Origin of the sequence: Streptomyces rishiriensis (assembly GCF_003112535.1) — a bacterium.
Classification (GTDB): Bacteria; Actinomycetota; Actinomycetes; order Streptomycetales; family Streptomycetaceae; genus Streptomyces; species Streptomyces rishiriensis.
Genome location: NZ_BEWA01000012.1, coordinates 724,243 through 749,534 on the forward strand (window position 1 = coordinate 724,243; position 25,292 = coordinate 749,534).

Genomic DNA, 25,292 nt, shown 5'->3' on the forward strand with positions numbered 1-25,292 from the left:
CGCACACCGCGCAGGGCCCCCGCCCCGGACCGGGTAGGACCCGATCGGATCTGATCTGATCTGATCGGACCCGACCGGACCGTACCGGCCGCAGTCGGCTAACCCAGCGCCGACTTCACCGCGTCCGCCAGCCGCCCGGCGACAGCGCGGGCCTGGTCGATGTCGGCCGCCTCCACCATCACCCGCACCAACGGCTCGGTCCCGGAAGGCCGGAGCAGCACCCGCCCGGTGGACCCGAGCTCCCGCTCCGCCTCGCCGACGGCAGTCGCCAGCTCGGCCGAGTCCCCGACCCGGGACCGGTCGACGTCCGGCACATTGATCAGCACCTGCGGCAGCCGCTCCATCACGGAGGCCAGCTCCCGCAGCGACCGGCCGCTCTGGACGACGCGAGCCGCCAGCATCAGCCCGGTCAGCGTGCCGTCACCGGTCGTCGCGTGGTCGAGGATGATCACGTGCCCGGACTGCTCACCGCCGAGCGCGTAGCCGTGCTGCTTCATCTCCTCCAGCACGTACCGGTCGCCGACGGCGGCCTGCACCAGCTGGATGCCCTCGCGCTCCATGGCGAGCTTGAAGCCGAGGTTGGACATGACGGTCGCGACAACGGTGTCCGAGCGCAGCACGCCCCGCTCCCGCATGGACAGGGCCAGGACCGCGAGGATCTGGTCGCCGTCGATCTCGTCGCCCGTGTGGTCCACGGCGAGGCAGCGGTCCGCGTCCCCGTCGTGCGCGATGCCGAGGTCGGCCCCGTGCTCGATGACCGCGGCCTTGAGCTTGTCCAGGTGGGTCGAGCCGCACCCGTCGTTGATGTTGAGCCCGTCCGGCTCGGCCCCGATGGTCACGATCTCCGCGCCGGCCCGCGTGAACGCCTCGGGCGACACCCGCGCCGCGGCGCCGTGCGCCTCGTCCAGGACGATCTTCAGCCCGTCGAGGCGGTTCGGCAGGACGGCGATGAGGTGGGCGACGTAGCGGTCGAAGCCCTCGCTGTACGAGCGCACGCGTCCGACACCGCTGCCGGTCGGCCGGTCCCAGGGAGCGCCGGTGCGGTGCTCCTCGTAGACGGACTCGATCCGGTCCTCCAGCTCGTCGGCGAGCTTGTGGCCGCCGCGGGCGAAGAACTTGACGCCGTTGTCGGGCATGGCGTTGTGGCTGGCGGAGAGCATCACGCCGAGGTCGGCGCCGAGCACGCCGGTGAGATACGCGACGGCGGGCGTCGGCAGCACGCCGACCTTCAGCACGTCCACACCCGCACTCGCCAGGCCGGCCACCACGGCGGCCTCCAGGAACTCCCCGGACGCACGCGGGTCCCGTCCGACGACGGCCACCGGCCGGTGGCCCTCGAACGTCCCCGCCTCGGCCAGCACGTGCGCGGCCGCGACCGAGAGGCCGAGCGCCAGCTCCGCCGTCAGATCCGCGTTGGCGACACCGCGCACGCCGTCCGTGCCGAAGAGTCGTCCCACTTGTCCTCCTGAGGAAGCGTCAGTTTCAAAAGCCTTGCGGGCGCGTCGGGCGGCACGACCGGTCCGCGGCGGCTCCCGCATCCCGGCGCCGCGTTCGGGCGCCGCGCCCAGCACCGCACTCCGGCGCTGCATTCAGGCATTCGATGCCCTGAACATCCGATCACACAAGCCTTTGAGCACCTTGTGCCGTTATACGCCCACAGCTGCGAGAAAACGAACGCCCCGGCGACACTGTGGCGTGCCGCCGGGGCGTTCGGAGTACGTGCGGGCGGACCGGAACCCGGCCCGACCCGGAATACGTACGAGCAGGCAGCGAAGCTTAGCGCTTGCTGTACTGCGGGGCCTTGCGGGCCTTCTTGAGACCGGCCTTCTTGCGCTCGACCGCGCGGTCGTCACGCGTGAGGAAGCCGGCCTTCTTGAGGGCGCCGCGGTTGTTGTCGACGTCGGCCTCGTTCAGCGCGCGGGCGACACCGAGACGGAGCGCACCGGCCTGACCGGAGACGCCGCCACCCGAGATACGGGCGATGACGTCGTAGCGGTTGTCGAGCTCGAGCACCTTGAAGGGCTCGTTGACTTCCTGCTGGTGCACCTTGTTCGGGAAGTAGTCCTCGAGGGTGCGACCGTTGATCTTCCACTTCCCGGAGCCCGGAACGATCCGGACGCGGGCGATGGCGTTCTTGCGACGGCCCAGGCCGGCCGCGGGCTGGGCCTCGCCGAAGCGGGACGCCAGGGACTCCGAGGTGTACTCACCCTCGACGGGGACCTCGGACTCGGTGGTGTAGCTGTCGATGTCGACGAGCTCGGTCTCTTCGAGCGGCTGCTCGGCAGTGGTCTCGGCCACGGTTCTCCTCAGATTCTCTTCAGCTTGGGGTGGTGTGGCCGGACTTACTGCGCGACCTGGGTGATTTCGAACGGCACGGGCTGCTGCGCCGCGTGCGGGTGCACGTCACCCTTGTAGACCTTCAGCTTCGAGAGCATCTGACGGCCGAGCGTGTTCTTGGGGAGCATGCCCTTGACGGCCTTCTCGACGGCCTTCTCCGGGTTGTTCGCGAGGAGGTCGTCGTAGCGCACGGAGCGCAGACCGCCCGGGTACCCGGAGTGGCGGTAGGCCATCTTCTGGGTCCGCTTGTTGCCGGAGAGGTGCACCTTGTCGGCGTTGATGATGATGACGAAGTCACCGGTGTCGACGTGGGGCGCGTAGATCGGCTTGTGCTTGCCCCGCAGAAGGGACGCGGCAGTGGTGGCGAGACGGCCCAGGACGATGTCCTGAGCGTCGATGACGTGCCACTGGCGCGTCACATCGCCGGGCTTGGGGCTGTACGTACGCACGGTTCGTAGCCTTCGCTTCTTCAGTGAATTGGTCCTGACAAGGTCACCGAAGACGATCACGACAGCCCTGACCGCACTGCGGTGACGCAAACCGCGTGCTGGTCGCTGGTCATCGGCCCGGTGGACCGGTGTAAGGGCCCGTCCCGTGAGAAGAGCAAGCCAATACACAACGAAGAAGCAGAATACCCGTGCCCTGGGGGTCGGGTCAAAACGGGGCCGACCCACGCACGTGAACATGTCAGCCTCGCCGCGGGAAGACGACCGGAAACCTCCCCCCGGAGTGTCCCGCGCCACACCCCGCCCGTCGGCCTGGGAGAACGCCGCACCAACCACCCGGAGATGTCGCCTTTGCCCGCACTCACCACCCGAAGGCCGCTGTCCCTCCCGCCCGTTGAAGCGGAACAGCACCCCCCGCCGCCCGTCTAAGATGCGCCCCATGAGCTATGGGCAGGGGGGACCTCAGTCCCAGTGGGATCCGTGGAAACCGAACTCCCAGCAGCCGTGGGCCACCGGCGATGACGGGCGGACCCCGGACTGGGCCGCGCTCGCCGAGGCGTCCGAGACGCGCAACAAGCGCCGCCGGGTGCTCCTCATAGGCGGCGGCGCGCTCGCCACGATCGCCGTCGGCACCGCCGTGGCCATGGCCGTGGTGTCGGCGAACGGCAGCGGCGAGGCGAACAAGCCGACGTCCTCGCTGCCCGGGACCGCCGGACTGCCGAGCGCGTCCGGCACCCCGTCCTTCGCGCCGACCAGCGCACCGCCCCCGCTGGACCCCAAGGAGTTCATCTCCAGCAAGGCCAAGGACACCGCCCCCAACGGCCCTGACCTGCTCTTTCCCGGCACCCAGCTCACCATGGGCTCGACCGTGTACAAGAAGGGCCCCAAGGCCGACAGCACCACCTGCACCACGGGCGCCGCGGGAACCCTGCCCAAGATCCTCACGGCGAACGGCTGCACCCGCGTCATGCGCGTCACCTACACCAAGGACGGCATCGCGGTCACGGTCGGGGTGGCCGTCTTCGACACCGAGGCCCAGGCCCTCAAGGTCAAGAGCCAGGCCGCCGACAACAAGAGCATCGTCAAGGCCCTCTCCGGCGGGGCCGTCAAGTCGTTCTGCGACGGCGCGATCTGCCGCTCCACGACCAATTCCTACGGCCGGTACGCCTACTTCACGCTCACCGGCTTCACCAACGGCAAGGACGTCACGACGAAGGACACGGCCGTCTTCACCGCCGGCGACGATCTGTCCAAGTTCGCGTTCCAGCAGATCCGCCGCCGCGGCGAGGCCCAGGCGTCGGCCGCCGCCGGCTGACCGCCCCGGGCCCCGCGCCTGGCGGGCGGGATCAGCAGCACCCGGCCCCGGGCAGCGTCCGCCTGTTGCGCGCCTCCTTGCTGCGCGCGGCGAGCAGCTCGTCGGCCGGGTAGCCGACCTCCTCCAGCGTCAGCCCGTGCGGCCGCACCACGTGCACGGCCGAGTCCCGTACGCCCGCGGCGAGCACCTTCCCGGGCCACTCGGCCCCGCGGTGCCCGTCCCCCACGAACAGCAGCGCCCCGATCAACGAGCGCACCATGTTGTGGCAGAAGGCGTCGGCGCGGACGGTGGCGGTGATGATCCCGTCGGCCCCCTTGACCAGGCTCAGCTGCTGAAGCGTGCGGATGGTGGTCGCCCCCTCCCGCTTCTTGCAGTACGCCGCGAAGTCGTGCTCCCCGAGGAGCCGCTGCGCGGCCTCGTTCATGGCGTCCACGTCGAGCGGCCAGTCGTGCCACAGGACATGGCCCCGCAGCAGCGGGTCGACCCCGCCGGGGTTGTCGGTGACCCGGTAGGCGTACCGCCGCCAGACCGCCGAGAACCGCGCGTTGAAGCCGTGGGGGGCCTCCCGCAGCGCCCACACCCGCACATCGCGCGGCAGCCGCCCGGCGAGCCGCTTCAGCAGCTTCCCGTGGTGCTCGCGCCATACCTCCTCCGGCAGGTCGACATGGGCGACCTGTCCGCGCGCGTGCACCCCGGCGTCGGTCCGCCCGGCCACGGTCAGCTCGTACGTCGTCCCCCCGGACCGGGTGACGGTCCGCAGCGCGTCCTCGATCTCCCCCTGCACGGTCCGCCGCCCGCCGGCCTGCTTGGCCCACCCGGAGAACCCGGACCCGTCGTAGGACAGGTCCAGCCGCACCCGGACGAACCCGGGCTGTACTTCGTCACTCACTCCTGGATCCTCTCAGCGACACAAAAGCGGGCCCGTCCCCGGAAAGGGAACGGACCCGCCATCGCCCCAAGGGGGCGCGGAGAGCTGCGCGACAGGCCACCGCGATCACGCGGCCGCGAACGCACAGCCCCCGGCAGAACGCTTACGCGTCCTTCGACTCCTCGGCGGGAGCCTCGTCGGCCTTGGTCTCCTCGACCTTGGCCTCCTCGGTCTCCTTGACCGCACGCTTCGTCGCGGCCTCGGCCTCGCCGGTCGCCTCCTGCGCGACCGTCAGCGCCTCGACCAGCTCGATGACGGCCATGGGCGCGTTGTCGCCACGACGGTTACCGATCTTGGTGATGCGGGTGTAGCCACCGGGGCGGTTCTCGTAGCGCGGGCCGATCTCGGTGAAGAGCGTGTGCACGATGCTCTTGTCCGTGATCACCTGGAGCACCTGGCGACGGTTGTGCAGGTCGCCCTTCTTGCCCTTGGTGATCAGACGCTCGGCGTACGGGCGCAGCTTGCGCGCCTTCGCCTCGGTGGTGGTGATGCGGCCGTGCTCGAAGAGCGACTTCGCGAGGTTCGCGAGGAGGAGCTTCTCGTGCGCAGCGCTGCCGCCCAGACGGGCGCCCTTGGTGGGCCTCGGCATGGTGTTTCTCCTAGGTGTCTGCCCCGGCCGTATCAGGTACCGGAGTCAGTATCCGAGCAGGCGGTCGCCTGTCGGAGATCCGGGGTCCGCTCGCACGGACCCCGGAGGTCGGGACCGATCAGTACTGCTCGGTCTCCACGAAGCCCGCGTCCGCGTCGTCGTCGGCGCCGAAGGCGTCGGCGGCGGCGGTCGGGTCGAATCCGGGCGGGCTGTCCTTGAGGGCCAGGCCCATGCCGGCCAGCTTCGCCTTGACCTCGTCGATCGACTTCGCACCGAAGTTGCGGATGTCGAGCAGGTCGGCCTCGGAACGCGCCACGAGCTCACCCACGGAGTGGATGCCCTCGCGCTTGAGGCAGTTGTACGACCGAACGGTGAGCTCCAGCTCCTCGATCGGCAGCGCCAGATCGGCGGCCAGGGCGGCGTCCGTGGGGGACGGGCCCATGTCGATGCCCTCGGCGTCGATGTTCAGCTCGCGGGCGAGACCGAACAGCTCGACCAGCGTCTTACCGGCGGAGGCCATGGCGTCACGCGGACGCATCGCCTGCTTGGTCTCGACGTCGACGATCAGCTTGTCGAAGTCGGTGCGCTGCTCGACACGCGTGGCCTCGACCTTGTACGTGACCTTCAGAACCGGCGAGTAGATGGAGTCGACCGGAATCCGGCCGATCTCCTGGCCCACCTGCTTGTTCTGCACGGCGGAGACGTAACCGCGACCGCGCTCGACGGTCAGCTCCATCTCCAGCTTGCCCTTGCCGTTCAGCGTGGCGAGGACGAGGTCGGGGTTGTGCACCTCGACACCGGCCGGGGGCGCGATGTCGGCGGCGGTGACCAGACCCGGGCCCTGCTTGCGCAGGTACATCACGACAGGCTCGTCGTGCTCCGAGGAGACGACCAGCTGCTTGATGTTGAGGATGAGGTCGGTGACGTCCTCCTTGACGCCCGGCACGGTGGTGAACTCGTGCAGGACGCCGTCGATGCGGATGCTGGTGACAGCAGCGCCGGGGATCGACGACAGGAGGGTGCGGCGGAGGGAGTTGCCGAGGGTGTAGCCGAAGCCCGGCTCCAGCGGCTCGATGACGAACCGGGAGCGGAACTCGTCGACGACCTCTTCGGTCAACGAGGGACGCTGAGCGATCAGCATGTGGAGATCCTTCAGTCAGGGGCACCCACTATTTGATGCCCTGATGCACCAGGCGGAGCCTGACGGTGGTACGTGCAAGGGTACGGGCGATACGGCCCCGAAGGCCCGTACCGCCCGAAATCCTCAGTCCAAGCAGCCGTACGTCAGATCAGACGCGGCGACGCTTGGGCGGACGGCAGCCGTTGTGCGGGGTCGGCGTGACGTCCTGGATCGAGCCGACCTCGAGGCCGGTGGCCTGCAGGGAACGGATGGCGGTCTCACGACCGGCGCCCGGGCCCTTGACGAAGACGTCGACCTTGCGCATGCCGTGCTCCTGCGCGCGACGGGCAGCCGACTCGGCGGCCATCTGCGCGGCGAACGGCGTGGACTTGCGCGAGCCCTTGAAACCGACGTGGCCGGCGGAGGCCCACGAGATCACGTTTCCGGCCGGGTCCGTGATGGACACGATCGTGTTGTTGAACGTGCTCTTGATGTGCGCCTGGCCGTGCGCGACGTTCTTCTTTTCCTTGCGGCGCACCTTCTTGGCAGCGCCCTGACGACCCTTGGGGGGCATCTACAAACTCCTACGGGGAGGTGGTCGGTCCTACAGCGAAGACCGCTGATGAAGCGTTGTCCGCTGAGGACTACTTCTTGCCCGGCTTCTTCTTGCCGGCGATGGCGCGACGCGGGCCCTTGCGGGTACGAGCGTTCGTGCTGGTGCGCTGACCGCGGACCGGCAGACCACGACGGTGACGGAGACCCTGGTAGCAACCGATCTCCACCTTGCGGCGGATGTCGGCCTGGATCTCGCGACGAAGGTCACCCTCGGTCTTGATGTTGGCGTCCACGTACTCGCGGATCGCGACGAGCTGCTCCTCGGAGAGGTCGCGAACGCGGGTGTTCGGGTCGACGCCGGTCGCAGCCAGCGTCTCCTGGGAAAGGGTCCGGCCGATGCCGAACACGTAGGTGAGGGCGACCTCCACACGCTTTTCGCGCGGGATGTCGACACCGGAAACGCGTGCCATTCAATGGCTCCAGTTGATCCTCGGAGGTCTTCCGCAGAACCGACCCCCAGCCGCCGGCCTCTTCTGTCGGACAGAAGATTTGGTACGGACTGGGTCCCCGGCCTCCGAACCGGGGGTATCGGACGGGACATCCCGTCCGGGCCCTGCGTATGAACAAATTCAGCTCGCGTCGCGCGAAGTCTCTGCGATATCGGTGCAGAGGGTGTGATCCGTGTGCGGTCAGCCCTGGCGCTGCTTGTGGCGCGGGTTCTCGCAAATGACCATGACCCGACCATGACGGCGGATCACCCTGCACTTGTCGCAGATCTTCTTGACGCTCGGCTTGACCTTCATTGGGTGAGGTTCTCCGGGTCAGTTGCCAACAGCCCCGAACGCCCGGGAGGGCGCGCGAAGGTATGGGCAAGATCTACTTGTACCGGTAGACGATCCGGCCACGCGTCAGGTCGTACGGAGACAGCTCCACCACGACCCGGTCGTCAGGGAGGATACGGATGTAGTGCATACGCATCTTGCCGCTGATGTGCGCCAGGACCTGGTGGCCGTTCTGGAGCTCGACCTTGAACATGGCGTTCGGCAGAGACTCGACGACAGTGCCCTCGATCTCGATGGCACCTTGCTTCTTGGCCACGCTTCGCCCTTCGAATCGACTACCTTGATCGGCTCCCCCGCCTTTTCCCTTACGGGCGCATGCGGACATGCGGGTGCACGAGAGCCGACGAGTCAGTCTACGCCAGCCCTAGCTGAAACACGAATCGAGAAGTCTGCCCCACGGGAGAGATCCTTAACCGAGACACCGCCGCAGCCCGCCCCGGAACGACCGAGGCCCGAGCTCCGAGAACGGGGCGCGCCTGCACGGCCCGTCCGGGGGTGCCCCCTCTGGGGGGTGTGAGGACGAGGCCCTGTTCGGGGCCGAAGCGGGGGTCCGGGGGCGGCAGCCCCCGGGGACGGGACCTTCCCCAGGCCCACGCCGGAGCGAACCTCAGCCCCAGCCCACGGCCGAACCCCCGGAAAGCGTCTCAGGCCAGCGGGTCCGGTGCCGCCTCGATGCCGTGCTCGGCCAGCTTCGCCCTGCCGCCGTCGGGAGACGTGAGCACCAGCGGCCCCTGCTCCGTCAGCGCCACCGAGTGCTCCCAGTGCGACGACCAGGTCCCGTCGGTCGTGATGACCGTCCACTCGTCCTCCAGGACCTCGGTCCGGGGAGTGCCGAGGGAGACCATCGGCTCGATGGCGAGGCAGAAGCCGGGCACCAGCTTGGGTCCCTTGCCCCGCCGGCGGTCGACGTAGTTCAGCAGGTGCGGGTCCATGTGCATCTCGGTGCCGATGCCGTGACCGCCGTAGTCCTCGATGATGCCGTAACGGCCGCCGCCCGGCTTCGGCTGACGGCGGATGTACGTCTCGATGGCCCGCGAGACGTCCACCAGACGGTTGCCGAGCTTCATGGCCGCGATGCCGGCCCACATCGACTCCTCCGTCACCCGGGAGAGCTCGACCAGCTCCGGGGCGTGGCCGGAGCCGACGAAGGCGGTGTACGCCGCGTCGCCGTGCCAGCCGTCCACGATCGCGCCGCAGTCGATCGAGATGACGTCGCCGTCCTTGAGGACGACCTCGGCGGAGGGGATGCCGTGGACGACCACGTCGTTCACCGAGGTGCAGATCGTCGCGGGGAAGCCGCCGTAGCCCAGGAAGTTCGACTTCGCGCCGTGCTCCGCGAGGACCTTGCGGGCGACGAGGTCGAGGTCCATCGTCGTCGCACCCGGCACCGCGGCTTCCCGCGTCGCCGCGTGGATGGCGGCGACGACCAACCCCGCCGCCCGCATCTTGGCGATCTGCTCGGGGCTCTTGATCTGCACCATGGGGGGCCTGCGCTCTCCGTCACTCAGGTCGGTCACGTACGTACACAACAGTACGGCCGTGGGGTCCCGGAGGACTCCACGGCCGTATCCGGGCCGACGACTACTGGTCGTCGCCCTCGCGCTTCAGCGCCGCCAGCGCACGGGCGGTGACCTCGTCCACGGGGCCCATGGCCTCGATGGTCACGACCAGGCCCTGCGCCTTGTAGTAGTCGATGATCGGCTCGGTCTGCGTGTGGTAGACCTCGAGCCGCGTGCGCACGGTTTCCTCGGAGTCGTCGTCGCGCTGGTACAGCTCGCCGCCGCAGAGGTCGCAGACCCCGTCCTTGGCCGGCTTCTTGTACGAGACGTGGAAGACGTGCGCGGAGTCGTTGCGGCAGATGCGCCGGCCGGCGATCCGCTTGACGACCTCCTCCTCCGGAGCCTCCAGGTCCAGTACCGCGTCCAGCTCGATGCCCTCGGTGGTGAGGAGCTCGTCGAGCGCCTCGGCCTGCGAGACGTTGCGCGGGAAGCCGTCCAGCAGGAAGCCTCGCTCGGCGTCCGGCTGCTCCATGCGGTCCTTGGCCATGGCGATGGTGACCTCGTCGGGGACGAGGTTGCCGGCGTCCATGTAGGACTTCGCGAGCTTCCCGAGTTCCGTCTGCCGGCTGATGTTGGCGCGGAACAGGTCGCCCGTGGAGATGTGAGGAACGCGGAGCTTCTCGGCCAGACGTGTGGCCTGCGTTCCCTTTCCGGCGCCCGGCGGCCCGACGAGGACGATACGCATCAGCGGAGGAACCCTTCGTAATTGCGCTGCTGGAGCTGGCTCTCGATCTGCTTCACCGTTTCGAGACCGACACCCACGATGATCAGGATGCTGGTGCCACCGAACGGGAAGTTCTGGCTTGCCCCGAAGCCAACCAACGCCATCGTCGGTACAAGAGCGATAAGACCCAGATACAGCGAACCCGGCCAGGTGATCCGGTTGAGCACGTACGACAGGTACTCAGCGGTCGGTCGGCCAGCCCGGATGCCCGGGATGAAGCCACCATACTTCTTCATGTTGTCGGCGACTTCCTCGGGGTTGAAGGAGATCGCCACGTAGAAGAACGCGAAGAAAACGATCAGCAAGAAGTACATGCTGATGTAGATCGGGTGGTCGCCCTTGGTCAGGTTGGTCTCGATCCAGGTCTTCCAGCTGGACTGTCCGCTGGAGAACTGGGCGACCAGAGCCGGGATGTAGAGCAGCGACGAGGCGAAGATGACCGGGATCACACCGGCCTGGTTCACCTTCAGCGGGATGTACGTCGAGGTGCCGCCGTAGGACCGGCGGCCGATCATGCGCTTCGCGTACTGCACGGGGATCCGGCGCTGGGCCTGCTCGACGAAGACCACCAGACCGACCATGACGAGGCCGACCAGGATGACGGTGCCGAACTCGATCCAGCCGTCCGCCAGCGTGCCCTGCTTCTTGATGGCCCACAGCGCGGAGGGGAACGTCGCGGCGATCGAGATGAACATCAGGATCGACATGCCGTTGCCGATGCCGCGGTCGGTGATGAGCTCACCGAGCCACATGACCATGGCCGTGCCGGCGGTCATGCAGATGACCATGGTGATGGTCGTGAAGATCGCCTGGTCCGGGACGATGCTGGACGCGACCGAGCAACCGGAGAACAGGGCGCCGCTGCGAGCCGTGGCCACCAGACCGGTGCCCTGCAGGATCGCGAGCGCCACGGTCAGGTAGCGGGTGTACTGGGTGATCTTCGCCGTACCGGCCTGGCCCTCCTTCTTCAGGGCTTCCAGGCGCGGGATGACCACGGTGAGCAGCTGAAGGATGATGCTCGCCGTGATGTACGGCATGATGCCCAGCGCGAAGATGGTGATCTGCAGCAGCGCGCCGCCGCTGAACATGTTCACCAGACCGAAGAGGCCCTGGTTGCCGGACGCCTCGTCCACACACCGCTGAACGGACGTGTAGTCGACACCGGGGATCGGGATGTGCGTCCCGACCCGGTAGATCACGATGATCCCGAGCGTGAAGAGGAGCTTCTTGCGCAGGTCGGGCGTCCTGAACGCCCGGGCGAACGCGGTGAGCACGGTGCCTCCTGCGACCCCCGCGCATCTGCGTCAAGGGTGACGGTCTTGAGGGGCCAATAAGAACAACGACTTACAGCAACGACATGAGTAACGGTCGACTGCCGCTCAAGGTGCCCCCTTGGGAGAACCTTGTGAAAAGTGGGCAGTGCTGGTCACCATACCCGCGACACACCTGCCCTAGGAACGACCAACCGGGGATACCCCATTTGTGGGGTATCCCCGGTCGGGATCGCTCAAGTCATCGAGACACCTGAGATGTTCAGATGAGCTCGGTGACGGTACCGCCGGCGGCGGTGATCTTCTCCTTGGCGGAGCCGGAGACGGCGTCGACCGTCACCTGCAGCGCCACGGAGATCTCGCCCTGGCCGAGGACCTTGACGAGGCTGTTCTTGCGAACGGCGCCCTTGGCGACGAGCCCCTCGACGGTGACCTCGCCACCCTCCGGGTACAGCGCGCCCAGCTTGTCGAGGTTCACGACCTGGAACTCGGTCTTGAACGGGTTCCGGAAGCCCTTGAGCTTCGGGAGACGCATGTGGAGGGGCATCTGCCCACCCTCGAAGCGCTCCGGAACCTGGTAACGGGCCTTCGTGCCCTTGGTACCACGACCGGCCGTCTTACCCTTCGACGCCTCACCGCGACCCACACGGGTCTTCGCGGTCTTGGCGCCCGGGGCGGGACGGAGGTTGTGGATCTTGAGCGGGTTGTTCTCCGCCATGATCAGTCGACCTCCTCGACCGTCACGAGGTGGCGGACGGTGTGCACCATTCCGCGGAACTCGGGGCGGTCCTCCTTGACGACCACGTCGTTCAGGCGCTTGAGCCCGAGCGAACGCAGGGTGTCACGGTGGTTCTGCTTGCTGCCGATGTACGACTTCGTCTGCGTGATCCTGAGCTGTGCCATTACGCAGCACCAGCCCCGGCACGCGCACGAAGCAGAGCCGCGGGGGCGACGTCCTCGAGGGGCAGACCGCGGCGGGCCGCGATCTCCTCGGGACGCTGCAGGCCCTTCAGGGCCTCCACGGTCGCGTGCACGATGTTGATCGCGTTCGACGAACCGAGCGACTTCGACAGGATGTCGTGAACGCCGGCGCACTCGAGCACAGCACGCACCGGGCCACCGGCGATGACGCCGGTACCGGGGGAAGCAGGCTTGAGCAGAACGACGCCCGCAGCCTTCTCGCCCGTGATCGGGTGCGGGATGGTGCCCTGGATACGCGGGACCTTGAAGAAGTGCTTCTTGGCCTCCTCAACGCCCTTGGCGATGGCGGCCGGCACCTCCTTGGCCTTGCCGTATCCGACACCCACGGTGCCGTCACCGTCGCCCACCACGACCAGCGCGGTGAAGCTGAAGCGACGACCACCCTTCACAACCTTGGCGACACGGTTGATCGCGACGACGCGCTCAACGTACGCGGTCTTCTCGGCGGCAGCAGCGCCGCCGTCACGGCCCTTCCGGTCCCGCCGCTCGCCGCCACCGGCACCGCCACCGCGGCGCTGGGGTCCAGCCATTGGAATTACCTCTCTCTGTTTCCGCTAGCTACGGAACCGACTCAGAACTTGAGTCCGGCTTCGCGGGCGGCGTCCGCCAGGGCGGCGATGCGCCCGGCGTACTGGTTACCACCACGGTCGAACACGACAGCCTCGACACCGGCGGCCTTGGCGCGCTCGGCGACCAGGGCGCCGACCTGCTTGGCCTGCGAGGACTTGTCGGCCTCACCACCGCGGATCGTGGTGTCCAGGGTCGACGCCGACGCCAGGGTGTGACCCTTGATGTCGTCGATGACCTGAGCCACGATGTGGCGGTTGGAGCGCGTCACGACCAGGCGCGGACGCTCCGCCGTACCCGAGATGTGCTTACGGATCCGGATGTGGCGACGCTTGATCGCGGCACGCTTGTAAGCGTCGCCCTTGAGGATCTTCTGTCCGTATGCCATGGCTTACTTACCCGCCTTTCCGACCTTGCGGCGGATGACTTCGCCCTCGTACTTGACACCCTTGGCCTTGTACGGGTCGGGCTTGCGCAGCTTGCGGATGTTGGCCGCAACCTCGCCGACCTTCTGCTTGTCGATGCCCTCGACCTGGAAGCGGGTCGGGGTCTCCACCTTGAAGGTGATTCCCTCGGGCGCCTCGACGGTGATCGGGTGGCTGTAACCGAGCGCGAACTCGAGGTTCGAGCCCTTCGCGGTCACGCGGTAACCGACACCACTGATCTCGAGCTTCTTCACGTAACCCTCGGTCACGCCGGTGATCATGTTCGCCACCAGCGTGCGGGACAGGCCGTGCAGGGCCTTGCTCTGACGCTCGTCGTTGGGGCGAGTGACGTTCAGGACGCCGTCCTCAGCCTTGGCGATCTCGATCGGCGAAACGACGGTGTGGGTCAGCGAGCCCTTGGGGCCCTTGACCGAAACCGTCTGGCCGTCGATGGTGACGTCCACGCCGGCGGGAACCGTGATAGGGAGCTTGCCAATACGCGACATAGCTGTTTCCTCCGTTCCCTTCCGCTACCAGACGTAGGCGAGAACTTCTCCGCCTACGCCCTTCTTGCCGGCCTGCTTGTCGGTGAGGAGACCGTGCGACGTGGAGATGATCGCCACGCCGAGGCCACCGAGCACCTTGGGCAGGGAGGTGGACTTCGCGTAAACCCGGAGACCGGGCTTGGAGATCCGCTTGATGCCCGCGATGGAGCGCTCACGGTTCGGGCCGAACTTCAGCTCGAGAACGAGGTTCTTGCCGACCTCGGCGTCCTCGACCTTCCAGCCCGTGATGAAGCCCTCCTGCTGGAGGATCTCCGCGATGTGAGACTTGATCTTCGATGCCGGCATCGTCACGGAGTCGTGGTACGCCGAGTTCGCGTTCCGCAGACGCGTAAGCATGTCTGCGATCGGATCAGTCATGGTCATGAGTTGGCCTGTGGCCTCTCTCGCCGGGGTTTCCTGGTGCGCCATCCCTCTCCCCGATCCGAGACGGGACGGGTGCGGCGCGGTGGACCTACGGCGTAGTAAGTCGTACGGGCGTCAGGCGCCCAACCCTCCCAGCCTACGGCATGGAAGGACGGGCACCTGACACGCCCATTGCTTACCGAGAGCCTCTGGAACCCTGATTTAGGGGTTTACCAGGAGCTCTTGGTCACGCCCGGCAGCTCGCCGCGGTGAGCCATCTCACGAAGGCACACACGGCAGAGGCCGAACTTGCGGTACACGGAGTGCGGACGACCGCAGCGCTGGCAGCGGTTGTAAGCGCGCACAGCGAACTTGGGCTTGCGAGCAGCCTTCGCGATCAGAGCCTTCTTCGCCATCTCGCTCACGCCTCCTTGAAGGGGAAGCCGAGGTGACGAAGGAGCGCGCGGCCCTCAGCGTCGTTGGTCGCCGTGGTGACCACGGTGATGTCCATACCCCGGACACGGTCGATCTTGTCCTGGTCGATCTCGTGGAACATGACCTGCTCCGTGAGACCGAAGGTGTAGTTGCCACGGCCGTCGAACTGCTTGGGGGACAGACCACGGAAGTCGCGGATGCGCGGGAGCGCGAGCGACAGGGTGCGGTCCAGGAACTCCCACATGCGGTCGCCACGAAGCGTGACGTGGGCGCCGATCGGCTGACCCTCGCGCAGCTTGAACTGCGCGATGGACTTGCGGGCCTTGGTGACGGCCGGCTTCTGACCGGTGATCGTGGTGAGGTCGCGGATGGCGCCCTCGATCAGCTTGGAGTCGCGGGCGGCGTCGCCCACACCCATGTTGACCACGATCTTGACGAGGCCGGGGATCTGCATGACGTTCTCGTAGGAGAACTCTTCACGCAGCTTGCCCGCGATCTCCTCGCGGTACTTCGTCTTCAGACGCGGAGTGGTGGTGGTAGCCATCAGATGTCCTCACCCGTCCGCTTGGCAACGCGGATCTTGTTGCCCTCGTCGTCGAAGCGGTAACCGACGCGCGTGACGACCTTGTTGCCGTCCTTCTCCACGACCAGCTGAACGTTGGACACGTGGATCGGGGCCTCGGTGGTCACGATGCCGCCGGCCTGGGAGCCCTTGGCGGTCGGACCGGCCTTCGTGTGCTTCTTGACCCGGTTGACACCCTCGACCAGGACGCGGTCCTCACGGGGGAAGGCCGCGATGACCTTGCCCTGCTTGCCCTTGTCCTTACCGGTGATGACCTGGACCAGGTCGCCCTTCTTGATCTTCATGCTTACAGCACCTCCGGAGCCAGCGAGATGATCTTCATGAACTTCTTCTCGCGCAGCTCGCGCCCGACCGGGCCGAAGATGCGGGTGCCGCGAGGGTCGCCGTCGTTCTTCAGAATGACGGCGGCGTTCTCGTCGAAGCGGATGTACGAGCCGTCCGGACGGCGGCGCTCCTTGACGGTGCGAACGATGACCGCCTTGACGACGTCACCCTTCTTCACGTTGCCACCGGGGATCGCGTCCTTGACGGTGGCGACGATGACGTCACCGATGCCCGCGTAGCGGCGACCGGAGCCACCGAGCACACGGATGCAAAGGATTTCCTTCGCACCAGTGTTGTCGGCGACACGCAGTCGCGACTCCTGCTGGATCACGTCTATCTCCTGTTTGTCTGCCGGTTCCCCGGGAGCCGCTCAGCGAGCGGCTCCCGGAGCCTGGCGGAACTGTCCTGCGAGTTTGCCCGCAGGAGGATTACTTGGCCTTCTCGAGGATCTCGACGACGCGCCAGCGCTTCGTGGCGGACAGCGGCCGGGTCTCCGCGAGGAGGACACGGTCGCCGACGCCCGCGGCGTTCTGCTCGTCGTGAGCCTTGAGCTTGTTCGTACGGCGGATGACCTTGCCGTACAGCGCGTGCTTCACACGGTCCTCGACGGCGACGACGACGGTCTTGTCCATCTTGTCGCTGACGACCAGACCCTCACGGGTCTTACGGAAGCCGCGGGCCTCGGTCGTGGTGTTCTCGGTCACGTTGCTCTCGCTCATCAGGCGCTCTCCACCGTCTCGATGCCCAGCTCGCGCTCACGCATCAGGGTGTAGATCCGCGCGATGTCCTTACGGACGGCCTTGAGCCGACCGTGGTTCTCGAGCTGACCCGTCGCCGCCTGGAAGCGGAGGTTGAACAGCTCTTCCTTGGCTTCGCGGAGCTTCGCAAGAAGCTCCTCGTCACCCAGTTCGCGCAGCTCGGACGCCTTGGTACCGGCCGACATCACGCTTCACCTGCCTCGCGCTTGACGATCCGGCACTTCATCGGCAGCTTGTGGGCTGCGCGAGTCAGGGCCTCACGGGCGATCTTCTCGTTGGGGTAGGACAGTTCGAACATGACCCGGCCCGGGTGCACGTTCGCGATCCACCACTCCGGAGAACCCTTACCGGAACCCATGCGGGTCTCGGCAGGCTTCTTCGTGAGCGGGCGGTCCGGGTAGATGTTGATCCAGACCTTGCCGCCACGCTTGATGTGGCGGGTCATGGCGATACGGGCCGCCTCGATCTGGCGGTTGGTCACGTAAGCCGGCGTGAGGGCCTGAATGCCGTACTCGCCGAACGAGACCGTCGTACCGCCCTTGGCCTGACCACGGCGCTTCGGGTGGTGCTGCTTGCGGTGCTTGACCCTACGGGGGATCAGCATGTCGGTCAGGCCTCCGTTCCGGTGCTCTCAGCCGGAGCGGCAGCCGCCGGAGCCTCGGCCTTGGGGGCCTCGGCGGCGGGAGCCTGCTGCGGCTTACGACCGCGACCGCCACGCTCGCCACCGCGGGCACCACGGCCGGCCGGGCGGTCAGCGCCGCCACGGGCCGGGCGGTTGCCCGCGCGGGCAGCAGCGTTCTCGGCGCGGACCTCGGCGATGTTCTTGACGTCGCCCTTGTAGATCCAGACCTTCACGCCGATGCGGCCGAAGGTCGTCTTGGCCTCGAAGAAGCCGTAGTCCACGTTCGCGCGGAGCGTGTGCAGGGGCACACGACCCTCGCGGTAGAACTCCGAGCGGGACATCTCGGCGCCGCCGAGGCGGCCACCGCACTGGATCTTGATGCCCTTGGCGCCCGCCTTCATCGCCGACTGCATGCTCTTACGCATGGCGCGACGGAAGGAGACGCGGGAGGAGAGCTGCTCGGCGACGGCCTGGGCCACCAGCTGAGCGTCGACCTCGGGGTTCTTGACCTCGAGGATGTTCAGCTGGACCTGCTTCTTGGTCAGCTTCTCCAGGTCGCCGCGGATACGGTCGGCCTCGGCGCCGCGGCGGCCGATGACGATGCCCGGACGCGCGGTGTGGATGTCGACGCGGACCCGGTCACGGGTGCGCTCGATCTCCACCTTCGAGATGCCGGCGCGCTCCATGCCGGACGTCATCATCCGACGGATGGCGACGTCTTCTCCGACGTATTCCTTGTACGACTTGTCGGCGTACCAGCGGGACTTGAAGTCCGTGGTGATGCCGAGCCGGAACCCATGCGGGTTAACCTTCTGGCCCATTACCGGGATCCTTCCTTGCTGCTGAGGACCACGGTGATGTGGCTGGTCCGCTTGCGGATCCGGTACGCGCGGCCCTGGGCCCGCGGACGGAATCGCTTCAGGGTCGGACCCTCGTCGACGTACGCCTCGGAGATGAAGAGGCTGTCGGCGTCGGTGTGGTCGTAGTTGTGCGCGGCGTTGGCGATGGCGCTGTCAAGCACCTTGCCGACCGGCACGCTCGCGGCCTGCGGGGCGAAACGCAGGACCGCCTGAGCCTCCGTGGCGTCCATGCCACGGATAAGGTCCACCACCCGGCGGGCCTTCATGGGCGTGACGCGGATGTACCGCGCCTGGGCCCTGGCTTCCATGGTTGTCCTTCCAGTGTCTGTCATGGTCATTCCACCCCGCGTTAGCGGCGCTTCGACTTCCGGTCGTCCTTGACGTGACCCCGGAAGGTGCGCGTCGGCGAGAACTCGCCGAGCTTGTGGCCGACCATCGACTCGGTGACAAACACCGGAATGTGGGTCTTGCCGTTGTGCACCGCGATCGTGTGGCCCAGCATGCTGGGAATGATCATCGAGCGACGGGACCAGGTCTTGATGACGTTCTTGGAACCGGCTTCGTTCTGGGCGTCCACCTTCTTCACGAGGTGGTCGTCGACGAAGGGCCCCTTCTTGAGACTGCGCGGCATCTAAACCCGCTCCTAGCGCTTCTTGTTCGTCTTGCGGCGGCGGACGATGTACTTGTTCGAAGCCTTCTTCGGCGAACGAGTACGACCCTCCTTCTGACCCCAGGGGCTGACCGGGTGGCGACCACCGGAGGTCTTGCCCTCACCACCACCGTGGGGGTGGTCAACCGGGTTCATCGCCACACCGCGAACGGTCGGGCGGACGCCCAGCCAGCGCTTGCGGCCGGCCTTGCCCCAGTTGATGTTGCTCTGCTCGGCGTTGCCGACCTCGCCGACCGTGGCGCGGCAGCGCTGGTCGACCAGGCGGATCTCACCGGACGGCATGCGGAGGTGGGCCATCGAGCCCTCCTTCGCGAGCAGCTGCACGGAGGCGCCGGCGGAGCGGGCGAACTTGGCGCCGCCACCCGGACGGAGCTCGATCGCGTGGATCGTGGTACCGACCGGGATGTTGCGGATCGCCAGGTTGTTGCCCGGCTTGATGTCGGCCCCGGGACCGTTCTCGACGCGGTCACCCTGCTGCAGGTTGCGCGGGGCGAGGATGTAGCGCTTCTCGCCGTCGGCGTAGTGCAGCAGCGCGATGCGCGCGGTGCGGTTGGGGTCGTACTCGATGTGCGCGACCTTCGCCGGCACGCCGTCCTTGTCGTGACGACGGAAGTCGATCACTCGGTAGGCGCGCTTGTGTCCGCCACCCTGGTGGCGAACGGTCACACGACCGGCGTTGTTACGGCCGCCCTTGCTGTGCAGCGGGCGGACCAGCGACTTCTCCGGCGTGGACCGCGTGACCTCGACGAAGTCGGCGACGCTGGAGCCACGACGGCCCGGCGTAGTCGGCTTGTACTTGCGGATTCCCATTATTCAGTCCTCGTCCGATATCGGACGATCCAGACCGCCCTCAGGCGGTCGGACCGCCGAAGATGTCGATACGGTCGCCCTCAGCAAGGGTCACGATCGCTCGCTTCGTGCCGGCGCGCTGACCGAAACCGGTCTTCGTGCGCTTGCGCTTGCCGATGCGGTTGATCGTGTTGACCCCGGTGACCTTGACCGAGAAGACCGCCTGGACGGCCTGCTTGATCTGGGTCTTGTTGGCGTTCGGGTCGACGATGAACGTGTACTTGTTCTCGTCGAGGAGCGCGTAGCTCTTCTCCGACACGACCGGCTTCAGCAGGACGTCACGGGGGTCCGTGTACGCCTTGCTGGGCGCGGTGACGACGGTGTTCTTGCCCTCGGCCTCGTGGCGCTTCGCCTTGGCGACGCGCGCGGCCTTGGCGGCCTTGGCCGCCTTGGAGGCGATGCTCGGGTGACGCGTAGCCATCAGGCGTCACTCCCTTCGGTGTCGTTGGCCTTGTTCGGGCCGGACACGAAGGACTCAAGAGCGGCCTGGGTGAAGACCACGTCGTCCGAGACGATCACGTCGTACGTGTTCAGCTGGCCCGGCTCCAGGATGTGCACCTGGGGCAGGTTGCGGGCGGACAGCCACGCGGCCTCGTCGGCACGGTCGACGACCAGGAGCAGGTTCTTGCGCTCCGAGATCTTGCCGAACAGCGAGCGAGCGGCCTTCGTGGAGGGGGTCTCGCCCTCGATCACGCCGGAGACGACGTGAATGCGGTTGTGGCGGGCCCGGTCGGTGAGGGCGTGACGCAGAGCGGCAGCCTTCATCTTCTTCGGGGTCCGCTGCGAGTAGTCACGCGGCTGCGGGCCGTGGACGACGCCACCGCCGGCGAACTGCGGCGCGCGGGTCGAGCCCTGGCGTGCGCGGCCGGTGCCCTTCTGACGGTAAGGCTTCTTACCGCCACCGCGAACCTCGCCGCGGGTCTTGGTCTTGTGGGTGCCCTGACGGGCAGCCGCGTTCTGCGCGACGACGACCTGGTGGATCAGCGGGATGCTGATCTTCTCCACGCCGAAGATCTCCGCGGGGAGCTCGACGCTACCGGTCTTCTCGCCTGCAGGCGAAAGGATGTCAACAGTGCTCATCGGTTACCTCAGGCCCCCTTGGCCGCGGTGCGGACCAGGACGAGGCCGCCGTTCGGACCGGGGACAGCGCCCTTGATGAGCAGCAGACCCTTCTCCGCGTCAACGGCGTGGACGGTCAGGTTCTGGGTGGTGACACGCTCGTTGCCCATGCGACCCGCCATGCGGAGGCCCTTGAACACGCGGCCCGGGGTGGCGCAGCCACCGATGGAACCGGGCGAGCGGTGCTTGCGCTGGGTGCCGTGACCGGCGCCGAGGCCCTTGAAGTTGTGACGCTTCATGACACCGGCGAAGCCCTTGCCCTTGCTCTTGCCGGTCACGTCGACCTTCACGCCGGCCTCGAAGACCTCGGCGGTGATTTCCTGACCGAGCGTGTACTCGGCGGCATCGACCGTCCGGATCTCGACGAGGTGACGACGGGGCGTGACGTCGGCCTTGGCGAAGTGGCCCTTGAGGGGCTTGTTCACCTTGCGCGGGTCGATCTCGCCGAAGGCGATCTGGACCGACTCGTAGCCGTCACTGTCGTTCGTGCGGACCTGGGTCACGACGTTGGGGCCGGCCTTGACGACGGTGACGGGAACAACGCGGTTGTTCTCGTCCCACACCTGCGTCATGCCGAGCTTCTCGCCCAGGATGCCCTTGATCTGCTTAGCCATTCTCAGATCACCAGCCCTCAGAGCTTGATCTCGATGTCGACACCGGCCGGGAGGTCGAGTCGCATCAGAGAGTCAACGGTCTTGGGAGTCGGGTCGAGAATGTCGATCAGGCGCTTGTGCGTGCGCATCTCGAAGTGCTCGCGCGAGTCCTTGTACTTGTGCGGCGACTTGATGACGCAGTACACGTTCTTCTCAGTGGGCAGCGGCACCGGGCCCGCGACCGACGCACCAGTACGCGTCACCGTCTCGACGATCTTCTTCGCCGAGCTGTCGATGACCTCGTGGTCGTAGGCCTTGAGCCGGATGCGGATCTTCTGTCCCGCCATGGCTACTCAGTAGTCCTGTCTCTTCTAACGCTCTGGAACCAGATGGCCCGTTCGCTTCGTCTCTCCGACCCACGCGGTCGGGTGTGTCGCGCTCTCACCGACACAGATGCCCCTTGTTCGAACATCCCTGCTGGGAAAGCACGGCCCTTCCGGAACCGCAAGCCGAGGACGAAAGGTCCACCGGGTGCCTGGTCGGCGCCGCACTGACACTTCCCGAAAGATTCCCGTACGTCCGCCCCAGCGCTGCCATCAGGCAGTTAGGGCGACGAGTACTGTGGGACTCGCTTCCGGTCCTCCCGGCGGGAGGCGCGCAGCATCAACACTCGACCGAGCAACTCCGACAGTCTGCCATATGGGGCAGGGCCCTGGCCAATCGAGCCGGAGACAATACCCCGAACGTGACGCAGGTCAAACGCGGAGCACCGCGCGCCGCCGCCGAGGGCCTCGACCCGGGTACTTCACCCGGACGGAACGGGCCCGTACGTGAGTACGCTCACACTCGTTCCGCTGGCGCTCCTGCCGCTACCGGCCGCGTGCTGCGGGTCCCTCACCACGTGTCCCGTGATCAGGCGCGTGTCCGCGCGAACGCCCCCTCCAGCCCCCGCTTCACCACCCCCGCCAGCGGTCGCTCCACGAACCGGTGCACCGCCCAGCTAGCGGGTCCTGGCCGAAGCGGTGCATCAGGTACAGGGCCAGACCCGCGATGATCCTGCTCAGCCTGACGATGCTGCAGTCGGGTTCGGGGGTGCGCGACGTCGACGGCGTGTACTGGACGCTCTGGTCGGAGCTGCGCTTCTACCTCCTCTTCCTGGAGGTGGTGTGGACGGGGCTGACGTACCGCAAGGTGGTGCTCTTCTGCTGCGTCTGGGGCGCGTCGGCCGTCCTGGCGCCGGCGGCCGGCCTCCCGCTGCTGGACCTCAGGGCCAGGAAGCCGGCCGTCACCAGCCCCGTCAGCAGCCATGCGAAGTACCAGGCCGACTCCGGGGCGGCGATCACGCGCAGGCGGCTGATCAGCGCTGTGCCCGCCGCGTAGTGCATCAGGTACAGGGGATACGTCAGGCTTCCGGCCGTCGCCAGCCCGAGATGGACACCTCGCGTGGGCCGAGCCGCTCCCACACGCCCGGCAGGGCCGCCAGGACTGCCGTCGTGAACAGCACGGCGAACCAGTACGCCGGGTAGAGGCGCATCACCCGCGACACGAAGAACTACCCGGGCGGGCGCCCCCAGCACGACATGCAGACGACGAAGCCGCTGATCACGAAGAAGATCTCGACGCCGATCCAGCCGTAGGCCGCCACATGGAACACCGTCGGCATGACGTGGGAGACCGGGCGGCCCCAGATCGGATTGCCCGGCCGGTTCGGGCGGTCGGTGCCGGCGTAGTGGTGCGCCGCCACCATGAGCGCCGCCAGCAGCCGGATGCCGTCGAGGGCGTGGAGGCGGGCGGAACGTTCCCGGCGCCGGTCCGGGGCGCTCGGGGCGTCGGGTCCCGGCGCCGGCCGCGTCGCGGTCAAGGGGAGGGTCAGGCCAGTCACCCTCGGGACACTACGGCCGCACCAACCGCCCCACAGGGCGCAGACGGGGGCGATTCACCCGCCTCGTCCGCAGGGTTGACCGGCCCCTCGTCGGACGCTCGCGCCGTGTTCCACGACACTTCACCTGACGACCCCGTCAGCAGACGACTTCGACGATTCGAGTGAGCCCATGAGCGACAACGTCCTCTCGGTGATTCCGACCGACCCGCGCTGGCAGCCGGACGAGGCCGCGGCCGACCGCGCCGCCGCGCTGCTGACCCGTCTCGTTCCCGAGGACGACGCCGGCCTGGACACGGAGATCGACGTCGACTGGTACGACGCCGTCATGGCCGTCGACTGCGGCGAGTACCTGGAGCGGATCGGCTGCCCGCGGTGCGGGGCCGCCGTCTCCGAGGTCTGGTACGGCGATCTCCTGGAGGCGCACGGCGACGACGGCTTCGTCAGCCTCGACGTGGAGGTCCCCTGCTGTGGGGCGGCCACCTCGCTGGACGCCCTGGAGTACGACCGGCCCTGCGGCTTCGCGCGTTTCGAGATCGCGGCCTGGAATCCGGACCGGGAGCCGCTCGACGACGGCGAGCTGGCCGATCTCGGCAAGGCGCTCGGGCATCCGGTGCGGCAGATCCTCGCGCGCATCTGAATCCGGCCGGACACGACAAGAGGGCCCGTACGACCGGAGTCGTACGGGCCCTCTCAGGTGCTCAGCTCAGGCTGGAGCTACCAGGTCGAACAACAAGACCTACTTGTTGATCTTGGTGACCTGGCCGGCGCCGACCGTCCGGCCACCCTCACGGATGGCGAACTTCAGGCCCTCTTCCATGGCGACGGGCTGGATGAGCTCCACCTTCATCTCGGTGTTGTCACCCGGCATGACCATCTCGGTGCCCTCGGGGAGGGTCACGACGCCGGTCACGTCCGTCGTACGGAAGTAGAACTGCGGACGGTAGTTGTTGAAGAAGGGGGTGTGACGGCCACCCTCGTCCTTCGACAGGATGTAGGCCTGGGCCTCGAACTCGGTGTGCGGGGTGACCGAGCCCGGCTTGATGATGACCTGGCCGCGCTCGACGTCCTCGCGCTTGATGCCACGAAGCAGCAGACCGACGTTCTCACCGGCCTGGCCCTCGTCGAGCAGCTTGCGGAACATCTCGATGCCGGTGACCGTGGTGGTGGTCTTGTCCTGCTTGATGCCGATGATGTCAACGGTCTCGTTGACCTTCAGGACACCACGCTCGATACGGCCGGTGACGACCGTACCGCGACCGGTGATCGTGAAGACGTCCTCGACGGGCATGAGGAACGGCTTGTCGACGTCACGCTCGGGGGTCGGGATCGACTCGTCGACCGCGGCCATGAGCTCCAGGACGGTCTTCGCCCACTCCGGGTCGCCCTCGAGGGCCTTGAGCGCCGAGACCTTGACGACCGGCAGGTCGTCGCCCGGGAACTCGTACTCGGAGAGGAGCTCACGGACCTCGAGCTCGACGAGCTCCAGGATCTCCTCGTCGTCCACCATGTCGGCCTTGTTCAGGGCGACGACGATGTACGGAACGCCGACCTGGCGGGCCAGGAGCACGTGCTCCTTGGTCTGCGGCATCGGGCCGTCGGTGGCGGCGACCACGAGGATGGCGCCGTCCATCTGCGCCGCACCCGTGATCATGTTCTTGATGTAGTCCGCGTGACCGGGGCAGTCGACGTGGGCGTAGTGACGCGTCTCGGTCTGGTACTCGACGTGCGCGATGGAGATGGTGATACCGCGCTGGCGCTCCTCAGGAGCCTTGTCGATCTGGTCGAAGGCCGAGGCCTCGTTCAGGTCCGGGTACGCGTCGTGCAGCACCTTGGTAATGGCGGCCGTGAGGGTCGTCTTACCGTGGTCGATGTGACCGATGGTGCCGATGTTGACGTGCGGCTTAGTCCGCTCGAACTTCGCCTTCGCCACGGGGGTCCTCCTGGAAGTGGTTCTGGAACGCCTTGCTTCATCGGCGCCAGGTGATCTTTGCTGTCAAATCCCGGGCCCGAGGCAAACACTCACGATCCTT

The 25,292-nt window shown here is 67.3% G+C and carries 39 protein-coding genes and 1 pseudogene; 3 read left to right on the plus strand and 37 right to left on the minus strand.

Translation table 11 applies throughout. The features are described from left to right. Window positions 1-98: 98 nt before the first annotated feature. The 3 genes from glmM to rplM form a co-directional block, all read right to left on the minus strand. Window positions 99-1,457, minus strand: coding sequence for a phosphoglucosamine mutase (gene glmM / locus Sri02f_RS22560; protein ID WP_109003107.1), 1,359 nt, complete (start codon window positions 1,455-1,457; stop codon window positions 99-101). 319 nt (window positions 1,458-1,776) lie between these two features. Then, window positions 1,777-2,298: a 30S ribosomal protein S9 gene (gene rpsI / locus Sri02f_RS22565; protein WP_069770389.1), complete on the minus strand. Its 522-nt coding sequence runs from the start codon at window positions 2,296-2,298 to the stop codon at window positions 1,777-1,779. Window positions 2,299-2,342: 44 nt separating this feature from the next. Continuing rightward, window positions 2,343-2,786 (minus strand): 50S ribosomal protein L13, encoded by a 444-nt coding sequence (gene rplM / locus Sri02f_RS22570; RefSeq protein WP_020132189.1) that lies wholly within the window; start codon window positions 2,784-2,786, stop codon window positions 2,343-2,345. A gap of 436 nt (window positions 2,787-3,222) precedes the next feature. Between rplM and Sri02f_RS22575 the strand changes: the two genes are divergently transcribed. Further along, entirely contained in the window at window positions 3,223-4,098 is an 876-nt protein-coding gene (locus Sri02f_RS22575) for a hypothetical protein (protein ID WP_109003108.1), read from the plus strand. Between the two features lie 31 nt (window positions 4,099-4,129). Here the strand turns inward: Sri02f_RS22575 and truA are convergent, their stop codons facing one another. The 31 genes from truA to rpsJ all read right to left on the minus strand — a co-directional run bounded on the left by truA (window position 4,130) and on the right by rpsJ (window position 21,727). Then, a complete protein-coding gene (gene truA, locus Sri02f_RS22580) occupies window positions 4,130-4,987 on the minus strand; it encodes a tRNA pseudouridine(38-40) synthase TruA (RefSeq protein ID WP_109003109.1) in 858 nt (285 codons plus the stop codon). Window positions 4,988-5,129: 142 nt separating this feature from the next. Further along, a complete protein-coding gene (rplQ, locus tag Sri02f_RS22585) occupies window positions 5,130-5,615 on the minus strand; it encodes a 50S ribosomal protein L17 (RefSeq protein WP_109003110.1) in 486 nt (161 codons plus the stop codon). 118 nt (window positions 5,616-5,733) lie between these two features. Beyond that, window positions 5,734-6,756 carry a DNA-directed RNA polymerase subunit alpha gene (locus Sri02f_RS22590; protein WP_003966937.1) on the minus strand — a complete coding sequence of 341 codons (1,023 nt, stop codon included), beginning with the start codon at window positions 6,754-6,756 and terminating at the stop codon, window positions 5,734-5,736. 148 nt (window positions 6,757-6,904) lie between these two features. Next, complete coding sequence (gene rpsK / locus Sri02f_RS22595; RefSeq protein ID WP_010354218.1) at window positions 6,905-7,309, minus strand: 30S ribosomal protein S11; 405 nt, start codon at window positions 7,307-7,309, stop codon at window positions 6,905-6,907. A 70-nt stretch (window positions 7,310-7,379) separates the two neighbouring features. After that, complete coding sequence (gene rpsM / locus Sri02f_RS22600) at window positions 7,380-7,760, minus strand: 30S ribosomal protein S13 (protein ID WP_020132619.1); 381 nt, start codon at window positions 7,758-7,760, stop codon at window positions 7,380-7,382. Between the two features lie 219 nt (window positions 7,761-7,979). Then, complete coding sequence (gene rpmJ / locus Sri02f_RS22605; protein WP_003998809.1) at window positions 7,980-8,093, minus strand: 50S ribosomal protein L36; 114 nt, start codon at window positions 8,091-8,093, stop codon at window positions 7,980-7,982. Between the two features lie 73 nt (window positions 8,094-8,166). Next, entirely contained in the window at window positions 8,167-8,388 is a 222-nt protein-coding gene (gene infA, locus Sri02f_RS22610; RefSeq protein ID WP_003948620.1) for a translation initiation factor IF-1, read from the minus strand. A 388-nt stretch (window positions 8,389-8,776) separates the two neighbouring features. Next, window positions 8,777-9,613 carry a type I methionyl aminopeptidase gene (gene map / locus Sri02f_RS22615; protein ID WP_109003111.1) on the minus strand — a complete coding sequence of 279 codons (837 nt, stop codon included), beginning with the start codon at window positions 9,611-9,613 and terminating at the stop codon, window positions 8,777-8,779. Window positions 9,614-9,713: 100 nt separating this feature from the next. Next, window positions 9,714-10,376, minus strand: a complete 663-nt coding sequence (locus tag Sri02f_RS22620) for an adenylate kinase (protein WP_109003112.1) — start codon at window positions 10,374-10,376, stop codon at window positions 9,714-9,716. Further along, entirely contained in the window at window positions 10,376-11,689 is a 1,314-nt protein-coding gene (gene secY / locus Sri02f_RS22625) for a preprotein translocase subunit SecY (protein ID WP_109003113.1), read from the minus strand. The genes Sri02f_RS22620 and secY overlap by 1 nt, the downstream gene beginning before the upstream one ends. 259 nt (window positions 11,690-11,948) lie before the next feature. Continuing rightward, a complete protein-coding gene (gene rplO / locus Sri02f_RS22630; protein ID WP_069770396.1) occupies window positions 11,949-12,404 on the minus strand; it encodes a 50S ribosomal protein L15 in 456 nt (151 codons plus the stop codon). 2 nt (window positions 12,405-12,406) lie between these two features. After that, window positions 12,407-12,589, minus strand: coding sequence for a 50S ribosomal protein L30 (rpmD, locus tag Sri02f_RS22635; protein ID WP_060901490.1), 183 nt, complete (start codon window positions 12,587-12,589; stop codon window positions 12,407-12,409). Continuing rightward, on the minus strand, window positions 12,589-13,197 hold the full coding sequence (gene rpsE, locus Sri02f_RS22640) for a 30S ribosomal protein S5 (protein WP_013001409.1): 609 nt from the start codon (window positions 13,195-13,197) through the stop codon (window positions 12,589-12,591). Before rpsE ends, rpmD begins: the two co-directional genes overlap by 1 nt. A 41-nt stretch (window positions 13,198-13,238) precedes the next feature. Then, a complete protein-coding gene (rplR, locus tag Sri02f_RS22645) occupies window positions 13,239-13,622 on the minus strand; it encodes a 50S ribosomal protein L18 (RefSeq protein WP_057584673.1) in 384 nt (127 codons plus the stop codon). A gap of 3 nt (window positions 13,623-13,625) precedes the next feature. Further along, window positions 13,626-14,165 carry a 50S ribosomal protein L6 gene (rplF, locus tag Sri02f_RS22650; RefSeq protein ID WP_057584674.1) on the minus strand — a complete coding sequence of 180 codons (540 nt, stop codon included), beginning with the start codon at window positions 14,163-14,165 and terminating at the stop codon, window positions 13,626-13,628. 24 nt (window positions 14,166-14,189) lie between these two features. Next, entirely contained in the window at window positions 14,190-14,588 is a 399-nt protein-coding gene (gene rpsH, locus Sri02f_RS22655) for a 30S ribosomal protein S8 (RefSeq protein ID WP_013001411.1), read from the minus strand. A gap of 209 nt (window positions 14,589-14,797) precedes the next feature. After that, complete coding sequence (locus Sri02f_RS22665) at window positions 14,798-14,983, minus strand: type Z 30S ribosomal protein S14 (protein WP_030890724.1); 186 nt, start codon at window positions 14,981-14,983, stop codon at window positions 14,798-14,800. A gap of 5 nt (window positions 14,984-14,988) precedes the next feature. Next, complete coding sequence (rplE, locus tag Sri02f_RS22670; RefSeq protein WP_030788262.1) at window positions 14,989-15,546, minus strand: 50S ribosomal protein L5; 558 nt, start codon at window positions 15,544-15,546, stop codon at window positions 14,989-14,991. Next, window positions 15,546-15,869, minus strand: coding sequence for a 50S ribosomal protein L24 (rplX, locus tag Sri02f_RS22675; RefSeq protein WP_030039760.1), 324 nt, complete (start codon window positions 15,867-15,869; stop codon window positions 15,546-15,548). The genes rplE and rplX overlap by 1 nt, the downstream gene beginning before the upstream one ends. 2 nt (window positions 15,870-15,871) lie before the next feature. Continuing rightward, window positions 15,872-16,240 (minus strand): 50S ribosomal protein L14, encoded by a 369-nt coding sequence (gene rplN, locus Sri02f_RS22680; protein ID WP_003998823.1) that lies wholly within the window; start codon window positions 16,238-16,240, stop codon window positions 15,872-15,874. A 97-nt stretch (window positions 16,241-16,337) separates the two neighbouring features. Further along, a complete protein-coding gene (gene rpsQ / locus Sri02f_RS22685; RefSeq protein WP_069770397.1) occupies window positions 16,338-16,628 on the minus strand; it encodes a 30S ribosomal protein S17 in 291 nt (96 codons plus the stop codon). Further along, window positions 16,628-16,852, minus strand: a complete 225-nt coding sequence (rpmC, locus tag Sri02f_RS22690; RefSeq protein WP_003998824.1) for a 50S ribosomal protein L29 — start codon at window positions 16,850-16,852, stop codon at window positions 16,628-16,630. The genes rpsQ and rpmC overlap by 1 nt, the downstream gene beginning before the upstream one ends. Further along, complete coding sequence (gene rplP / locus Sri02f_RS22695; RefSeq protein ID WP_006140905.1) at window positions 16,852-17,271, minus strand: 50S ribosomal protein L16; 420 nt, start codon at window positions 17,269-17,271, stop codon at window positions 16,852-16,854. Before rplP ends, rpmC begins: the two co-directional genes overlap by 1 nt. 5 nt (window positions 17,272-17,276) lie before the next feature. Then, window positions 17,277-18,110: a 30S ribosomal protein S3 gene (gene rpsC / locus Sri02f_RS22700; protein ID WP_109003114.1), complete on the minus strand. Its 834-nt coding sequence runs from the start codon at window positions 18,108-18,110 to the stop codon at window positions 17,277-17,279. Next, on the minus strand, window positions 18,110-18,457 hold the full coding sequence (gene rplV / locus Sri02f_RS22705; RefSeq protein ID WP_054238783.1) for a 50S ribosomal protein L22: 348 nt from the start codon (window positions 18,455-18,457) through the stop codon (window positions 18,110-18,112). Before rplV ends, rpsC begins: the two co-directional genes overlap by 1 nt. A 41-nt stretch (window positions 18,458-18,498) precedes the next feature. Continuing rightward, on the minus strand, window positions 18,499-18,780 hold the full coding sequence (gene rpsS / locus Sri02f_RS22710) for a 30S ribosomal protein S19 (RefSeq protein ID WP_069770399.1): 282 nt from the start codon (window positions 18,778-18,780) through the stop codon (window positions 18,499-18,501). Between the two features lie 12 nt (window positions 18,781-18,792). Beyond that, window positions 18,793-19,629: a 50S ribosomal protein L2 gene (rplB, locus tag Sri02f_RS22715; protein ID WP_019980874.1), complete on the minus strand. Its 837-nt coding sequence runs from the start codon at window positions 19,627-19,629 to the stop codon at window positions 18,793-18,795. 40 nt (window positions 19,630-19,669) lie between these two features. Further along, a complete protein-coding gene (rplW, locus tag Sri02f_RS22720; protein WP_057584678.1) occupies window positions 19,670-20,089 on the minus strand; it encodes a 50S ribosomal protein L23 in 420 nt (139 codons plus the stop codon). Beyond that, window positions 20,089-20,748, minus strand: coding sequence for a 50S ribosomal protein L4 (gene rplD, locus Sri02f_RS22725; RefSeq protein WP_069770401.1), 660 nt, complete (start codon window positions 20,746-20,748; stop codon window positions 20,089-20,091). The genes rplW and rplD overlap by 1 nt, the downstream gene beginning before the upstream one ends. An 8-nt stretch (window positions 20,749-20,756) precedes the next feature. Continuing rightward, window positions 20,757-21,401 (minus strand): 50S ribosomal protein L3, encoded by a 645-nt coding sequence (rplC, locus tag Sri02f_RS22730; protein WP_109003115.1) that lies wholly within the window; start codon window positions 21,399-21,401, stop codon window positions 20,757-20,759. A 17-nt stretch (window positions 21,402-21,418) separates the two neighbouring features. Then, a complete protein-coding gene (rpsJ, locus tag Sri02f_RS22735) occupies window positions 21,419-21,727 on the minus strand; it encodes a 30S ribosomal protein S10 (protein ID WP_003948644.1) in 309 nt (102 codons plus the stop codon). Window positions 21,728-22,436: 709 nt separating this feature from the next. Here rpsJ and Sri02f_RS22745 point away from each other — a divergent pair. Next, window positions 22,437-22,652: pseudogene (locus tag Sri02f_RS22745) on the plus strand (acyltransferase family protein); the annotation flags it as partial. Window positions 22,653-22,782: 130 nt separating this feature from the next. On the opposite strand, the gene Sri02f_RS43885 reads toward Sri02f_RS22745, so the two are convergent. Both Sri02f_RS43885 and Sri02f_RS22755 read right to left on the minus strand, forming a co-directional pair. Further along, window positions 22,783-22,926: a hypothetical protein gene (locus Sri02f_RS43885; RefSeq protein WP_307721047.1), complete on the minus strand. Its 144-nt coding sequence runs from the start codon at window positions 22,924-22,926 to the stop codon at window positions 22,783-22,785. Between the two features lie 6 nt (window positions 22,927-22,932). Beyond that, entirely contained in the window at window positions 22,933-23,262 is a 330-nt protein-coding gene (locus Sri02f_RS22755) for an acyltransferase family protein (protein WP_307721048.1), read from the minus strand. Window positions 23,263-23,431: 169 nt separating this feature from the next. On the opposite strand from Sri02f_RS22755, the gene Sri02f_RS22760 reads away from it, so the two are divergent. Continuing rightward, window positions 23,432-23,899, plus strand: a complete 468-nt coding sequence (locus Sri02f_RS22760) for a hypothetical protein (protein ID WP_109003116.1) — start codon at window positions 23,432-23,434, stop codon at window positions 23,897-23,899. 99 nt (window positions 23,900-23,998) lie between these two features. Here Sri02f_RS22760 and tuf read toward each other — a convergent pair whose 3' ends face one another. Next, window positions 23,999-25,192, minus strand: a complete 1,194-nt coding sequence (gene tuf, locus Sri02f_RS22765) for an elongation factor Tu (protein ID WP_057584687.1) — start codon at window positions 25,190-25,192, stop codon at window positions 23,999-24,001. Between the last annotated feature and the right edge of the window lie 100 nt (window positions 25,193-25,292).

Bases quoted from the DNA above. Each gene is read 5' to 3' on its own strand.
- rpsH (WP_013001411.1), bottom strand. From the start codon at position 14,588: ATGACCATGACTGATCCGATCGCAGACATGCTTACGCGTCTGCGGAAC.
- rpmD (WP_060901490.1), bottom strand. From the start codon at position 12,589: ATGGCACAGCTCAGGATCACGCAGACGAAGTCGTACATCGGCAGCAAG.
- rplR (WP_057584673.1), bottom strand. From the start codon at position 13,622: ATGGCATACGGACAGAAGATCCTCAAGGGCGACGCTTACAAGCGTGCC.
- rpmJ (WP_003998809.1), bottom strand. From the start codon at position 8,093: ATGAAGGTCAAGCCGAGCGTCAAGAAGATCTGCGACAAGTGCAGGGTG.
- Sri02f_RS22665 (WP_030890724.1), bottom strand. From the start codon at position 14,983: ATGGCGAAGAAGGCTCTGATCGCGAAGGCTGCTCGCAAGCCCAAGTTC.
- rpsQ (WP_069770397.1), bottom strand. From the start codon at position 16,628: ATGAGCGAGAGCAACGTGACCGAGAACACCACGACCGAGGCCCGCGGC.
- rplX (WP_030039760.1), bottom strand. From the start codon at position 15,869: ATGAAGATCAAGAAGGGCGACCTGGTCCAGGTCATCACCGGTAAGGAC.
- rpsE (WP_013001409.1), bottom strand. From the start codon at position 13,197: ATGGCTGGACCCCAGCGCCGCGGTGGCGGTGCCGGTGGCGGCGAGCGG.
- Sri02f_RS22575 (WP_109003108.1), top strand. From the start codon at position 3,223: ATGAGCTATGGGCAGGGGGGACCTCAGTCCCAGTGGGATCCGTGGAAA.
- Sri02f_RS22590 (WP_003966937.1), bottom strand. From the start codon at position 6,756: ATGCTGATCGCTCAGCGTCCCTCGTTGACCGAAGAGGTCGTCGACGAG.
- rplB (WP_019980874.1), bottom strand. From the start codon at position 19,629: ATGGGAATCCGCAAGTACAAGCCGACTACGCCGGGCCGTCGTGGCTCC.
- rplC (WP_109003115.1), bottom strand. From the start codon at position 21,401: ATGGCTAAGCAGATCAAGGGCATCCTGGGCGAGAAGCTCGGCATGACG.
- map (WP_109003111.1), bottom strand. From the start codon at position 9,613: ATGGTGCAGATCAAGAGCCCCGAGCAGATCGCCAAGATGCGGGCGGCG.
- rplE (WP_030788262.1), bottom strand. From the start codon at position 15,546: ATGGCTACCACCACCACTCCGCGTCTGAAGACGAAGTACCGCGAGGAG.
- rpsM (WP_020132619.1), bottom strand. From the start codon at position 7,760: ATGGCACGCGTTTCCGGTGTCGACATCCCGCGCGAAAAGCGTGTGGAG.
- rpmC (WP_003998824.1), bottom strand. From the start codon at position 16,852: ATGTCGGCCGGTACCAAGGCGTCCGAGCTGCGCGAACTGGGTGACGAG.
- rplO (WP_069770396.1), bottom strand. From the start codon at position 12,404: ATGGCGGAGAACAACCCGCTCAAGATCCACAACCTCCGTCCCGCCCCG.
- rpsJ (WP_003948644.1), bottom strand. From the start codon at position 21,727: ATGGCGGGACAGAAGATCCGCATCCGGCTCAAGGCCTACGACCACGAG.
- rplF (WP_057584674.1), bottom strand. From the start codon at position 14,165: ATGTCGCGTATTGGCAAGCTCCCTATCACGGTTCCCGCCGGCGTGGAC.
- rpsC (WP_109003114.1), bottom strand. From the start codon at position 18,110: ATGGGCCAGAAGGTTAACCCGCATGGGTTCCGGCTCGGCATCACCACG.
- rplQ (WP_109003110.1), bottom strand. From the start codon at position 5,615: ATGCCGAGGCCCACCAAGGGCGCCCGTCTGGGCGGCAGCGCTGCGCAC.
- rpsS (WP_069770399.1), bottom strand. From the start codon at position 18,780: ATGCCGCGCAGTCTCAAGAAGGGGCCCTTCGTCGACGACCACCTCGTG.
- Sri02f_RS22620 (WP_109003112.1), bottom strand. From the start codon at position 10,376: ATGCGTATCGTCCTCGTCGGGCCGCCGGGCGCCGGAAAGGGAACGCAG.
- rplW (WP_057584678.1), bottom strand. From the start codon at position 20,089: ATGGCTACGCGTCACCCGAGCATCGCCTCCAAGGCGGCCAAGGCCGCC.
- rplP (WP_006140905.1), bottom strand. From the start codon at position 17,271: ATGCTGATCCCCCGTAGGGTCAAGCACCGCAAGCAGCACCACCCGAAG.
- rplV (WP_054238783.1), bottom strand. From the start codon at position 18,457: ATGGAAGCCAGGGCCCAGGCGCGGTACATCCGCGTCACGCCCATGAAG.
- rplD (WP_069770401.1), bottom strand. From the start codon at position 20,748: ATGAGCACTGTTGACATCCTTTCGCCTGCAGGCGAGAAGACCGGTAGC.
- rpsK (WP_010354218.1), bottom strand. From the start codon at position 7,309: ATGCCCCCCAAGGGTCGTCAGGGCGCTGCCAAGAAGGTGCGCCGCAAG.
- Sri02f_RS22760 (WP_109003116.1), top strand. From the start codon at position 23,432: ATGAGCGACAACGTCCTCTCGGTGATTCCGACCGACCCGCGCTGGCAG.